14 protein-coding genes and 1 other annotated feature are annotated in these 13,069 nt (G+C 33.1%); of the genes, 1 reads left to right on the forward strand and 13 read right to left on the reverse strand.

The genetic code is table 11. The features are described 5' to 3' along the window. Positions 1-37: 37 nt before the first annotated feature. The 9 genes from rplT to ACESR5_RS07420 all read right to left on the reverse strand — a co-directional run bounded on the left by rplT (position 38) and on the right by ACESR5_RS07420 (position 8,552). Positions 38-397: a 50S ribosomal protein L20 gene (rplT, locus tag ACESR5_RS07380; protein WP_087243201.1), complete on the reverse strand. Its 360-nt coding sequence runs from the start codon at positions 395-397 to the stop codon at positions 38-40. A gap of 18 nt (positions 398-415) precedes the next feature. Next, on the reverse strand, positions 416-610 hold the full coding sequence (gene rpmI, locus ACESR5_RS07385) for a 50S ribosomal protein L35 (protein WP_087243200.1): 195 nt from the start codon (positions 608-610) through the stop codon (positions 416-418). Between the two features lie 15 nt (positions 611-625). Beyond that, positions 626-1,165: a translation initiation factor IF-3 gene (gene infC, locus ACESR5_RS07390; protein WP_087243199.1), complete on the reverse strand. Its 540-nt coding sequence runs from the start codon at positions 1,163-1,165 to the stop codon at positions 626-628. Between the two features lie 16 nt (positions 1,166-1,181). Then, positions 1,182-1,302 (reverse strand) — a sequence feature (ribosomal protein L20 leader region). Between the two features lie 74 nt (positions 1,303-1,376). Beyond that, positions 1,377-2,216, reverse strand: coding sequence for an RluA family pseudouridine synthase (locus ACESR5_RS07395; protein WP_087243198.1), 840 nt, complete (start codon positions 2,214-2,216; stop codon positions 1,377-1,379). Beyond that, positions 2,206-3,327 carry a glycerate kinase gene (locus ACESR5_RS07400; protein ID WP_373154892.1) on the reverse strand — a complete coding sequence of 374 codons (1,122 nt, stop codon included), beginning with the start codon at positions 3,325-3,327 and terminating at the stop codon, positions 2,206-2,208. The genes ACESR5_RS07395 and ACESR5_RS07400 overlap by 11 nt, the downstream gene beginning before the upstream one ends. 36 nt (positions 3,328-3,363) lie before the next feature. Then, on the reverse strand, positions 3,364-5,307 hold the full coding sequence (locus tag ACESR5_RS07405) for a hypothetical protein (protein WP_373154893.1): 1,944 nt from the start codon (positions 5,305-5,307) through the stop codon (positions 3,364-3,366). Positions 5,308-5,363: 56 nt separating this feature from the next. Further along, a complete protein-coding gene (locus tag ACESR5_RS07410) occupies positions 5,364-5,606 on the reverse strand; it encodes a hypothetical protein (protein WP_087297141.1) in 243 nt (80 codons plus the stop codon). A 77-nt stretch (positions 5,607-5,683) separates the two neighbouring features. Further along, the gene (locus tag ACESR5_RS07415; protein ID WP_087243195.1) at positions 5,684-7,273 is read right to left on the reverse strand and encodes a peptide chain release factor 3; all 1,590 of its coding nucleotides are present in this window, start codon (positions 7,271-7,273) and stop codon (positions 5,684-5,686) included. 61 nt (positions 7,274-7,334) lie between these two features. Next, the gene (locus tag ACESR5_RS07420) at positions 7,335-8,552 is read right to left on the reverse strand and encodes an aminopeptidase (protein WP_373154895.1); all 1,218 of its coding nucleotides are present in this window, start codon (positions 8,550-8,552) and stop codon (positions 7,335-7,337) included. A 215-nt stretch (positions 8,553-8,767) separates the two neighbouring features. Between ACESR5_RS07420 and ACESR5_RS07425 the strand changes: the two genes are divergently transcribed. Then, positions 8,768-8,977, forward strand: coding sequence for a cold-shock protein (locus ACESR5_RS07425; protein ID WP_087304846.1), 210 nt, complete (start codon positions 8,768-8,770; stop codon positions 8,975-8,977). A gap of 33 nt (positions 8,978-9,010) precedes the next feature. Here the strand turns inward: ACESR5_RS07425 and ACESR5_RS07430 are convergent, their stop codons facing one another. The 4 genes from ACESR5_RS07430 to ACESR5_RS07445 are packed head-to-tail and all read right to left on the reverse strand — an operon-like array spanning position 9,011 to position 13,043. Then, positions 9,011-9,382, reverse strand: a complete 372-nt coding sequence (locus ACESR5_RS07430) for a YbaN family protein (RefSeq protein WP_087243192.1) — start codon at positions 9,380-9,382, stop codon at positions 9,011-9,013. 10 nt (positions 9,383-9,392) lie between these two features. After that, positions 9,393-9,680: a nitrous oxide-stimulated promoter family protein gene (locus ACESR5_RS07435; RefSeq protein WP_087243191.1), complete on the reverse strand. Its 288-nt coding sequence runs from the start codon at positions 9,678-9,680 to the stop codon at positions 9,393-9,395. Then, positions 9,680-11,329, reverse strand: a complete 1,650-nt coding sequence (locus tag ACESR5_RS07440; RefSeq protein WP_373154897.1) for an amino acid ABC transporter ATP-binding/permease protein — start codon at positions 11,327-11,329, stop codon at positions 9,680-9,682. The genes ACESR5_RS07435 and ACESR5_RS07440 overlap by 1 nt, the downstream gene beginning before the upstream one ends. After that, complete coding sequence (locus ACESR5_RS07445; protein WP_373154899.1) at positions 11,322-13,043, reverse strand: ABC transporter ATP-binding protein/permease; 1,722 nt, start codon at positions 13,041-13,043, stop codon at positions 11,322-11,324. The genes ACESR5_RS07440 and ACESR5_RS07445 overlap by 8 nt, the downstream gene beginning before the upstream one ends. Positions 13,044-13,069: the final 26 nt, after the last annotated feature.

Genomic DNA, 13,069 nt, shown 5'->3' on the forward strand with positions numbered 1-13,069 from the left:
TTTTCTCCAAAAAAACAAAAAGAGGGAAAATCCCTCTTTATTTTGCTAAAGCTTTTTTTGCTGTATCTACAATAGCAGTAAATCCTTGAGGATCTGCAATTGCGATTTCAGATAACATTTTTCTGTTAATTTCTACATTAGCTAATTTTAAACCATGCATTAATTTTGAATAAGAAATATCATTCATTCTTGCAGCTGCATTAATACGTGCAATCCATAATTTTCTCATTTCACGTTTTAAATTTCTTCTATCTCTATATGCATATTCTAAAGAGTTCATGACTTGTTCATGAGCTGTTTTATATAACGCATGTTTAGAACCAAAATATCCTTTGGCTAATTTTAAGACTTTCTTTCTTCTACGTCTAGTTGTATATCCACCTTTAACTCTTGCCATTTTTTATCCTCCTATTCATTACCCTTGTAATCTAGATTTAATACGTTTCATATCTGAAGGGTGTACTAAAGTTGCTTTTGCTAAATGTTTCTTTTGTTTATGAGTCTTGTTATGAGATAAATGTGAAACATACGCATGTCCACGTTTATATTTTCCTGAACCAGTTCTTTTTAAACGTTTTTTAAGTCCACTATGAGATTTCATTTTTGGCATAATAATATCCTCCTGTTATTTTTTCTTTGGTGCTAATATAGCAGTTAATGTTCGTCCCTCTAATTTGGCAGGTTTTTCAATCACACAATAATCTGCACATTCAGCGACGAAATCATCTAGTATTTTTTGACCAATATCAATATGAGCGAGCTGTCTACCTCTAAAGCGAACCGCAATTTTAACTTTATCACCAGCTTCTAGCCATTTCAATGTTCTTTTTAATTTGACATTTTTGTCATGAACATCAATCGTTGGTGATAATTGCGTTTCTTTTAAAGAAACAGTTTTAGAATTCTTCTTCATTTCTTTTTGTTTCTTTTGTTGTTCAAAACGATATTTTCCATAATCCATAATACGACATACAGGTGTTTTGGCTTTTGGTGCAACACACACTAAGTCTAAATCTTCATCATATGCTGTGTTAATAGCCTGATTACGTGACATGACACCTAACTGGTCCCCATTTTGATCAATCACTAAAACTTCTTTGAAACGAATCTTTTCATTCACTAAATCGTCATTTGATTGATTGTTATACTTGCTAATAATAGCCACCTCCTATAAATTGTGTAGTTTAAACAAAAAGTGAGCACATAAAGCACCCACACATTGACATTAAGATATTCATCTTAGTGACATAAGCCTAGCATCATAAACACTCAGGCGAGAAGTAGGCACTTCTTCTTTCCACTACTTTTCATTTACTGTCATATCATAATAGATTTTTGATGATATGTCAATCTTTTTCTTAATAATATTGTTGAGTTTATCGTTTTTTGAATAGTTTTTCAAAACTTTGTGGTGTTGGTGATACAAAACGCATCTCCTTTTTAGTCAAAGGATGAATAAACATAAATTCATGCGCATGCAATCCCAGTCTTTTTAAAGGATTTGAAGTAGAATGATATTTGTCATCACCCACAATAGGATGATGTAATGAAGAAAGATGGACACGAATCTGATTTTTACGTCCTGTATCCAAATAAACTTCCAGCATACTCCATTTTGGACAAGAGCGAATCACACGATAATGTGTAATGGCTCTTTTTCCATTTTGTTTGCTTGTTATATAAACATTTTGAGTTTTCGATTCTGCCAGATAATTATCTATAGTTCCTGATGGTTTTGACATTTTTCCTTCCACAATCGCAATATAACCTCTTGTTTTAACATATTGATTCCAATGATGAGTTAAAATATCATATAGCTTTTTTGATTTGACAAACATCAAAATCCCAGAAGTATATTGATCTAAGCGATGAACCAAAAAGATATTTTCATTTTTTGATGTTAAATACTTTTTCACAATAGCATAGGCTGTCTTTTGACTTTCTTTGGTTGTCGCTTCACTTAATAAACCACATGGTTTATCAATAACAATCAATTCTTTATCTTCATAAAGAATAGGAAAAGGCAAAGCATCTTTCTTTTTTTCGATAGAAACAATTTGCCCCTTCTTTAAAGGATATGCATAATGCGTCTGAATATGTCCATCTACATAAATACATTGAAATTTGAGAAGATTTTTTAGTTCAGAACGTTTCTTAGATGTTTGTTCTAATAAAAATGGTAGTAATGTCGTTGACGTTTCGACTTTATATTCCATGAATCATTTCCTCCATATGATCATAAACACAGATCTTTAAATTCTCTTTGCCTTTTTGAAGAGCTTGTGATAATGGCATGGATGATGGTGTTATGCTCCAGACATTTTGAAAACCTAACGTCTTTAATACATCCAAGTCTTCCACACGACCACAAAAAGCATAAACATTTTTATGATATTTTTGAGCCAGCTGTAAAACACCATAAGGTGTTTTTCCATATTGTGTCTGATAATCCATCTTGCCTTCACCTACAATCACACAATCACATGAGGCAATAGCCAATTCTAAACCGACCATTTCACTAACAATATCAAAACCACGTTTTAAATGTCCCTGACACAACAACAATGCATAACCGAGTCCTCCTGCTGCTCCTGCTCCTGGTTCGTTATGAAATGACACACCTAACTGCTTTTCAATAAGATGACTATAATGTTTCATGGCCTGATCAATTTTTTGACAATCATGAGGAGCTAATCCTTTTTGTGGACCATAAACATATGTTGCACCCTGTTGTCCACATAAAGGATTGGAAACATCACAAACACCTATGATTTCAATATCTTTGAGTCGTTTTTGGAAATGACTCCAATCCATAGAAACAATCTCTTCAAGTCCAGCCATTGTCAATGGGACCGTGAGATGCTGGTCATTGAAAAAAGATACCCCTAAAGCCGCTAACATACCAATGCCTCCATCATTTGTTGCACTGCCTCCTAAACAAATCATGATACGTGATACAGGAAACTCTAGAGCCTTTAAAATCAATTCTCCTAATCCATATGTTGTGGTCAAATATGGGTTTTTATCTTTTTCATCTAAAAGTTCTAATCCGCAAACCTGAGCACATTCTATAATAGCCAAATCTCCAACAATTCCTAATGGCGCTTTTCGCTTTTCAAAACAAACACCTGTCACTTCATATTCGTAAATACGTCCATTCATAGAATGAATCAATGTTTCTAGCGTTCCTTCTCCACCATCTGCCAGTGGTAGACATTGTGTGACAATCGCATCATCATAATCTTGAATAGCCAGTTTGATTTGCATACTGGCTTCTAAAGCACTCATACTTTCCTTAAAAGAATCAGGCGCAATCACAATCTTCATTTCTCCACCTCCAAAAAAAGAGTAGACTATTCTACTCTATAAAATACATGTTGAATTTCTCATTACAAAAGCTTTTAATAAAATCTCAATCAAGACAATAATCCATAAAGGAATAGCTGTCCAGCTTAATGCGACAATTAACATTGCTATCTTAACAACAACAGTTAAAATATTATTCATAACTGCAATTGTACGCATATGACGTGCAATAACAAAAGTTTCATAAACTCTATTTAAATCTGCATCAATCAATACAATATCACTATTTTCTACAACTTTTGGATCAGCAAGTCCACCACGAGAAATACCGACATAACTCTTCTGTAAAAGTTCAATATCCTTAAAAGTATCACCAATATATACAACTGGTCCTGTTAAAGAATCCATTTTTTCCATTTTTTCTTCATTTGTCAGATTGTTATAAATCATATATTGATCATCTTCTAATGCCACTGGACCATCATTATAAATAACTAATGTTCTTCCCATATGAGATAGCTTTTTAAACAGATTTAATTCCTCATTTGTGACCTCTACCCCATCAAAACGGTCATAAACAATAGTCTGAGCTGCATTCACTGAATCTAGCCCCATTGATGATTCAACAATAATTCCATTTTGAAATGCTTTCGCAAATCCTGCCAACATCCCTAAAGATGTTGCCTGATCACTTGATAAAGCGCCAGATATAACAAGGAAGATGGCTCCAACATGAATATATGCTCCATAATCTTCAAAATTAACAAGTGGTAAAACAATACCTAAAAGAAGTCCTAGAATAGTCATAACAGGTGTATAAAATTGTGCTAAACGTTTTGTATATTTTTCTACTTTTGATTCATAGACTGGTGCTACACTGGCAATATTCATTAAATTCATGTAGTTAGAACTTTCATAAGTTTCATCAACCTGCACATAAATAGGCATATCACCAACATTGACATCACCACTACGCACATGACTTCCTTCTTTCACAACAACAGGTTCATATGTACTGGTATTAGAATAAGTGCTCATTGCTGAAACACCTTTATGAATAGTCCCTGGAATAGAAACAGTTTCTCCTGGTTTAACCACCAGAATATCACCAATTTCTACATCATATAAAGAAACTTTTTCTTCTGTATCATCTTTCCATTTGATTCCTGTTTCAGGCATTTCCACAGCGTTATCAATTTTAAGTAAAGAACGTTCTAGAACTTTATTTAAAAATGGTGTCGACAGTTCATAAAGAATCAAAGCAAAACATGTTTCAATGTAAGCTCCTGAAACAATTCCAAAAACCATCGCTATAAATATGATAAGAGATTCACTCAAAAACTTCTTAGATAAAATATCTCCCCAAGCTTTTTTTAATAAAGGTGTCCCTAATAAAATGACTGTCACCAACCATAAAACAGGTGTCATCCATGTATGATCTTTAGATGTTACCAAAGCCAATGCAATCACAACCAATAATATTCCCACACGAATATATGTATGCAAATATTTTTCATTAAAGACATCCTGTGAACGAATAGGACGATGATGTTCAATGATTTCCACAGAAGGATTGATTTTAAACAATTCTTTTCTTAATAAACTTAAAACATCACGTTGATTAGATGTCAGTAATAACAGCTTGTTTTGTGCATCATAACGTACATTTTGATATCTATGATCTTTTTCTATTCTTTCAACAAGAACATAAATATCATCTTCTGTAATCATATTTTTAAACATGAAATAATATTGACGATCTTTCTTTTTCGCAAAATCATATTCACGTTTTTTACCATCAATGACCTCTTTGACAACCAAATCTTTATTTATACTTTGAATAAGACTTAATAAAGCATCAATATCAAGACAATGAAAAACAATACTATCTTTATTAACCTTAATATGCGAAACTTGTTCTTTTTCATTTAATTTCAAACTTAAATGATTCAATTCTTCAACCGATTGAATATGAGAGATTTCAAAAGTCTTTTTTGTCAATACAATCACCCTTTCTACGACATCATAACATATTTTTTATAAAAAACAAAGAAACATCATGATTTCTCATAAGATTGAGCATGTTTTACTAATTGAAAATACTCTTTAAATTCAGCTTCACTGCAACTTAAAGAAAACTCTTCTCCATAAATTTTATAAAAAGAAACTTCCATGTCACCTGTACGAATCATACATAAATAAACTTGACCTTTTTTAAAAATAATCAGTTCTTCTTTACCAATTTGCATACGCATGTCCTGAACACAGCGACAATAACAGCGTTTTCCTTCATTAGCCACAGGTGACACCTCCTTAAAGATATTCTATCACTTTTCATATGGCTAAAAAAGAAAAATGATACCCATGTGAGTATCATTTAGTTTTGTGAAAATTCTGCTAAAACAAGATCAGGATTTTTATCTGTTGCCCAACGAACACCCCATTCATTAGAGAACAGTAATAAATATTGTCCTTTTAAATCTTGAACTTTCTTTGTATCTGATGAAAGATTCAATTTCTTAAAATCAACCTGATCATTTTTAATCCAACGAATATATTGATATGGAAGAGGGGTACTGACAATGTCAACATTGTATTCATTTTTTAAACGATATGTTAAAACCTCAAACTGTAAGACTCCAACAACTCCAACGATAATTTCTTCCATACCGCCACCAAGCTCAGTAAAAATCTGAATAGCTCCCTCTTGAGCAATCTGTTCTACACCCTTAACAAACTGTTTACGTTTCATTGTATCTTTATTTCTGATTGTTGAAAAATGTTCTGGCGCAAAAGTCGGAATACCTTCATAGGCAAATTTATTTTTAGCCGTGCATAATGTATCACCAATCGAAAAAATACCTGGATCAAAAACACCAATAATATCTCCTGAATAAGCTTCTTCGATTTCTTCACGATTTTCAGCCATCAGTTGTTTAGACTGATTTAACTTAATCTTTTTATTACCCTGATAGTGGAAGACTTCCATACCTTTTGTAAACTTTCCTGAACAAACACGCATAAAGGCCATACGGTCACGATGTGCTTTATTCATATTGGCCTGAATCTTAAAGACAAAAGCACTAAAATCTTCAGAAAATGGATCTATTTCACCTATATTGCTTTGACGAGGCAATGGTGATGTTGACATTGACAAGAAATGTTTCAAGAATGGTTCAACACCAAAATTTGTAAGTGCTGAGCCAAAGCAGACAGGTGATAGTTCACCTTTGTGGACACGTTCAATATCAAACTGTGCCCCTGCCCCATCTAATAATTCAATATCATCTTGTAATTGTTGATACAAAGTTTCCCCAAGATGTTGTTTTAACTGTTCATCATGCGCATCACAAACTTCAACATCTACTTCTTTTTTACCACCCTGAACTGGAATAAAGCGAATAACTTCTTCTTTTTGACGTTCATAAACGCCCTTAAATTCTTTACCACAACCAATTGGCCAGTTAACAGCACATGTTTCGACTCCCAATTCACGTTCAATTTCTTCCATTAATTCATAAGGATCTTTAGCTTCCCTATCCATTTTATTAATAAAAGTAAAAATAGGAATATGACGCATAGCACAAACTTTAAATAGCTTACGTGTCTGATCTTCGACCCCTTTTGAACCATCAATAACCATGACAGCACTATCTGCTGCCATTAATGTACGATACGTATCTTCTGAGAAGTCCTGATGCCCTGGTGTATCCAAAATATTAATACAAAAACCATCATAATTAAATTGTAATACAGATGATGTGACTGAAATTCCTCTTTGTTTTTCAATTTCCATCCAGTCACTGACAGCATGTTTAGATTGCTTTTTTCCTTTGACCATACCAGCTTCCTGAATAGCTCCTCCATAAAGAAGAAACTTTTCAGTTAATGTTGTCTTTCCAGCATCTGGATGCGAAATGATCGCAAAAGTTCTGCGTTTTTGCACTTCTTCTTTGAATTCTGACATGATTTTCCTCCTTAACGTCTCTAAGAAATCATATTAATGAAAATCTTATCGTTTGTCAATTTTAAAATGCAAAGTTTCCATCTTTAAAAATCATAAATGTTGATCCATCTTCTAAAGTGGCTTCAATAGACAAATCTTTTGTCCCAATCATAAAATCAACATGTGTCAAAGAATCATTAATACCCTGTTGATAAAGTTCCTCTTTACTCATTTGAAGACCATCTTTGATACATTCACCAAAACCTTTACCAATAGCCAAATGACAAGATGCATTTTCATCAAATAATGTATTATAGAAAATCAGATTTAACTGACGAATAGGTGAATCATAAGGCACGAAAGCCACTTCACCTAAATAATGACTGCCTTCATCCGTTTCAATAATGCTTTTTAAGACATCCTGCCCCACTTTAGCATGATAATCCACAATACGTCCATTTTCAAAAGTGATATTAAATTCATCAACAATATGTCCCTGATAATGTAAAGGCATAGAGCTATAAACAACGCCATTGACTTGATGGAAATTAGGTGAAGTAAAGATTTCTTCAGTTGGTATATTAGGGAAAGAATAAATCCCATCAGTTGTATAACTTCCTCCTCCAGCAAATAAATATTGAGGATTCATACCTATAGTTAAATCTGTTCCAAGACTATTAGAATAATGTAAGGATTTGATTTTCTTCTCATTTAAAATACGAACACGTCTTTCAAATGAACGACGATGTTCATTCCACGCTTCAATAGGATCTTCTCGATCACAGCGTGTCACCTTGAAAATAGCTTTCCATAAAGCATCAACCGCTTCTACGTCACTCATTTCTGGAAAGACTTTATTTGCCCATCCAATACTTGGAGCGCCCACAATACACCAGCGATTAATCCCTAAATCTAATGCATCATAAAATGGCTGACAAGCCTGACGCACCGCTTTACTCCAAGTTTGAATTTTTAATGGATCGATATCTTTCAATGATTCAGGATCAGATGATTCAATAGAAATCAAAGCTGCATGTTGAAGCGCATATTGGTTTCTCATTTCCTGAATATAAAGTGGAACTGTTTCAAAATGTTTTTGATCACAATGTTCATATCTTAAACGTGTTACTTCTTCATCACGATAATTGACAATCACATCCTTTGCACCCACTTCATAAGCTTTTTTGGTTAATAAATGGACAAGCTGATAACTGTCAATAGACGCTTCAATGAATAAGTCCTGTCCTTTTTGTAAATTCACACCTTGTTTAATAATAAGTTCAGCATATTTTTCTAACATGATTATCCACCTTTCTATCTAATCAAATGATACCCTATTTTGTTCTATTGTCAACAAGAACTTGTGCCATAAACGACTCTATGTTATAATGAAAAAGCAAAGGAACATAGCACGTATTTTTAAAAGTATTAGTTATTCTTCAAAGCAAAGATTTATTAGTCGTTTAAAAATGAAGTACTGGTTTTTTGCGAAATCTTTTAAGGAGGTACTTCATAATGAGTACAGGTAAAGTGAAATGGTTTAAATCTGATAAGGGTTATGGTTTTATTACAATGGAAGGTCAAGACAAAGATATCTTTGTTCATTTCTCTTCTATTAACGCTGAAGGATTTAAAACTTTACAGGAAGGTCAAACTGTTGAATTTGATATCGTTGAAGGAGATAGAGGACCTCAAGCTACTAACGTAACAGTTATTGATGATTAAACCATATAAAAAACACATCTTCGGATGTGTTTTTTATATGTGTTCTAACTTGATTGTTTTGATTTTAAAAAGGAAATAATAATATTTAAAAATATATAATCCAATAATAAAGACTCTTAACCACCATAAGTCTGTCAAAAACAATGGAAAAGCAAGCATGAAACTGGCAAGACTTAAAATACAGATTTTTGTTTTTAAAGTCATTGCTCTTTTTTGAACAAATGGTTCTAAATGTCTTTGATAAGCCTTTGTAGATACAAACCAGTTATGCACACGCTTAGAGCTCCTTGCAAAACAAAAGCCAGCCAGTAAAAGAAAGGGTGTTGTTGGTAATATAGGCAATACAATCCCAATAAATCCTAGACCAAAGCTAATCATTCCTATCATTAAATAAATATAACGCATACGTTTCCTCCTAAATTTTTAAAGCATGACGTAAAGCCAGTAGAGGATGATAAAAAATCATTCTCGGTCCACTATAACGCATGACTTTTTTGATTTGCTTTTGCATATTCTTTTCATAACAATGAATATGACATTGACTACAAAATGTTTTATCTTTCATCATGGGACATTTTTCAATACGCTTCAAAGCATAATTGACTAAAGTCTTTTCATCTATATCATCATGATGCAAACAATATAAATGAATCATCAAAGCCACAACTTTCATTTCTCTTTGTCGTTTCTTTTCAATATTCATTAGCTGACCCTACCTTGATCCATTTTGATTGTTTGATTGACAATCTTCATTGTCGATTCACGATGAGAAACAAGAATAATGGTTCTCTCTTTTTCATTTTGTAATGCTTTTAAAATAATCCCTTCATTTAAAACATCTAAATTACTTGTTGGTTCATCTAATAAAATACATTCTGCCTGGCTCAGAAATGCTCTTGCTAGTGAAATTCTTTGTCTTTCTCCTCCTGATAATGATGACCCCAGTTCACTAACAGGTGTCTGATAACCCTCAGGTAAAGACATAATCCAATCATGCAGACTGGCTTTTTGACAGGCGGCTTGAATCTCATCACTTGTAGCATCCAATTTTGTGATTTTAATATTATTTTCAATCGAATCATGGAATAACACAGTTTCCTGTGTGACATAAGCAAACATATGACGCATATTGGATGTATTGATGTCTGTTAAAGGTGTTTGACCTATTTGGATCACACCACGAAGAGGATCATAGAAACGCATAAGCAACTTTAATAAAGTCGATTTTCCACTACCACTCTTTCCAATAATACCTGTCACTTTTCCTTTATCAAAATGAAGATGAAGATTCTGTAAAATAGGATCATCTTGTTGATAAGCAAACGTCACATCATCAACGTGGATATCATCAAATGATATATGAGGCTGTCCCGTCACTTCACAGATAGCTTCCTTTTCTTCTAAAATGGCCATGACACGACGACCACTGCTTAATGTAGAAAGTAAATTATTTGCCAGATTAGACAAGGCCATCACTGGTCCAAAACTTGAAAGCATCAGTACTACTGCCGTTATGACATGATAAACATTGACTTGATTTTGTAAATAGAAAATATACATCACGATAAACATAACGAAAGATGAGATAGATATCAGCAATTGTGAACATACAATTTGCGTAGCCTCAATATTTTTCATCTGTCCTTGCATATCCTCAATACAATCACTACGCTCATTCATCTGTTCAAGACGTTTGTTACCAGCATGATATTGTAAAAGTGTTGATAAACCACGATAGCTTTCTAATAGGAAACTGCTCATATTGCCAATTTCATCACGATTCTTTTGCCCTATCTCCTGCCCTTTGTGATTGACATAAAAGGGAATCACAATAGCCATCATCAAATAAGCAATCAAAGCAATTATCATAGCGAATATATGTATATGAGCAAAAAATTTCAATAAAATCAAGGATGTGAAAAAAGCAATCAAAACTGGTGAAATCGTATGAGCATAGAAAACTTCAAGTAACTCAATATCATTGGTAATAATAGAAATTAAGTTGCCTTTGTCTTTACCATCCAATTTGGCTGGTGCCAGACGTCTTAATGCCGTGTATACATGATCACGTATAATCGCTAGAAGTTTAAACGCAATATAGTGATTTAATGCCTGTTCACCATAATGAAGGACACCTCTTAGTATTGCCAAACATAGCAAAATACCTAAAACCCATGAAAGAGGAAAGTGTGCATACATCCCTGTTGTCTGTAAAATAGCCATCACCGCTATAACGGGAATGCCAATCGCACAAAGAAAACCTAAAACACCTAACAAAACAGCTCCTAACATTGGAAGTGTTAATGGTTTGACAAGTTTTAACATTTTCCATATCAATTGTACATTATTCATGGCTATACACCTCCAATTCCTGTTGACTTTGATACATATGATGATAAATGCCTTCTTGATGCATAAGTTTTTGATGTGTTCCCTGTTCTACCAAAGTCCCTTGTTGCATCACATAAATCTCATCACAATGAATCACACTTTGTAAACGATGGGTAATGAAAATAACCGTTTTTGTTTGTGTTAAGGTCTCAATGACATTTAAAATATGGTTTTCACTCTCTACATCAATATTACTTGTGGCTTCATCAAAAATATAAACATCTACGTCTTTAAGTAATGCTCTGGCAAGATTCAATCGTTGTTTTTGTCCGCCAGATAAATTACTTCCATTTTCTAATAATGGCGTATCCAATCCCATTTGTTCATGGAAAAAGCCATCTAAACGCACTTGCTTTAATACATCCCATAACTGTTCATCACGATATTGTGAAAACATATTTAGATTTTCTCTAACCGTTCCTTTCAATATCATAGGATCATGTGTCACATACATCACATGTTCCATAAAACTCTTATCACGAATATCACTACGTTGATGCTCACCCATATAAAGATGTCCTTCTAAACAACGGTGATAGCCCATCATTAACTTGGCTATTGTACTTTTTCCTGAACCACTTTCTCCAACAATACCAATAAATTGATGTGGCTGAATATGTAAAGATACATCCTTTAAAATAGGTCTTTTGTCATCATATTGAAAAGAAACATGTTCAAGTCTGATATCAAAGGAAGCATCTAAATCATATTGACCATCTGATGATACAGGCAAATCTAAGATTTTAAAAATTTTATCACTCGCAGCAATACCATTCATCGCAATATGGAAGAAAGAGCCTAACTGTCTTAATGGAATAAAGAACTCAAAAGACATCAAAACAATAAACAATGCGCCAAACAATGATAAAGTCTGATTTTGAAAATGTGTAATCGCAAAAAAGCATCCCAATCCTGCCCCACCATAGGCAACAATATCCATAATACTGATACTATTTAATTGCATAATCAAGACACGCATTGTAATACGTCTAAAATTCTCTGCTTCCTGATTCATCTGTTGTTGTTTATAAGCATCACTTTGATAAATTTTTAATGTTGTGAGTGCTTGAAGATTTTCTAAAAAACTATCTCCTAGTGTTGTATAGCTGTTCCAATATTTAGAAAGCAGTTTTTTGGCAAACTTCTGTACGAAAATAATCGAAACAGGAATCAATGGAACACAGACAAATAAAACCAAAGCACTTTTCCAGTCTAAGAAAGCTGTCAAAACAAATAATGTGACTGGTGCTAAAACACTATAAAATAATTGTGGTAAATATAATGAAAAATAAGTTTCTAACTGATTAATACCTTCCACTGATAATTGAACCAATTCACTTGTTCTGACATGATCTTGATAATGACTTCCTAAACTTAAAACTTTTTCAAAAAGACGCTGTCTTAAAGTCTTTTTCACAAGACTTGCTCCTTTAAAAGAATAATAAGTTGCCTTTTTTAAAACATAAGCTCGTATCATCAAAGATACAATCATAACAAGTAAAATCAAAACAACTTTTTCTATGGAAAGTTGTTGATCAAACAACTGTATAAACAAAACACATATCAATAACGTCAACACAATATTCATCAATAAAGCTATCCATTGACAAAATACCTGTTTCCATATATATGATTTTGCATTTGGCATTTCTTTTAATAATCTCTTGTCAAACATGAATACTCTCCTTTTTTGTTAGTCTT

This window comes from Clostridium sp. AUH-JLR23 (assembly GCF_964238065.1).
GTDB lineage: Bacteria > Bacillota_I > Bacilli_A > Erysipelotrichales > Coprobacillaceae > Allocoprobacillus > Allocoprobacillus merdigallinarum.

Excerpts from the sequence above, each read along its gene's own strand:
- ACESR5_RS07430 (WP_087243192.1), bottom strand. The coding sequence starts at position 9,382 with ATGCGTTATATTTATTTAATGATAGGAATGATTAGCTTTGGTCTAGGA.
- ACESR5_RS07435 (WP_087243191.1), bottom strand. The coding sequence starts at position 9,680 with ATGAATATTGAAAAGAAACGACAAAGAGAAATGAAAGTTGTGGCTTTG.
- ACESR5_RS07395 (WP_087243198.1), bottom strand. The coding sequence starts at position 2,216 with ATGGAATATAAAGTCGAAACGTCAACGACATTACTACCATTTTTATTA.
- ACESR5_RS07440 (WP_373154897.1), bottom strand. The coding sequence starts at position 11,329 with ATGAATAATGTACAATTGATATGGAAAATGTTAAAACTTGTCAAACCA.
- ACESR5_RS07400 (WP_373154892.1), bottom strand. The coding sequence starts at position 3,327 with ATGAAGATTGTGATTGCGCCTGATTCTTTTAAGGAAAGTATGAGTGCT.
- ACESR5_RS07445 (WP_373154899.1), bottom strand. The coding sequence starts at position 13,043 with ATGTTTGACAAGAGATTATTAAAAGAAATGCCAAATGCAAAATCATAT.
- ACESR5_RS07415 (WP_087243195.1), bottom strand. The coding sequence starts at position 7,273 with ATGTCAGAATTCAAAGAAGAAGTGCAAAAACGCAGAACTTTTGCGATC.
- rpmI (WP_087243200.1), bottom strand. The coding sequence starts at position 610 with ATGCCAAAAATGAAATCTCATAGTGGACTTAAAAAACGTTTAAAAAGA.
- rplT (WP_087243201.1), bottom strand. The coding sequence starts at position 397 with ATGGCAAGAGTTAAAGGTGGATATACAACTAGACGTAGAAGAAAGAAA.
- ACESR5_RS07425 (WP_087304846.1), top strand. The coding sequence starts at position 8,768 with ATGAGTACAGGTAAAGTGAAATGGTTTAAATCTGATAAGGGTTATGGT.
- ACESR5_RS07420 (WP_373154895.1), bottom strand. The coding sequence starts at position 8,552 with ATGTTAGAAAAATATGCTGAACTTATTATTAAACAAGGTGTGAATTTA.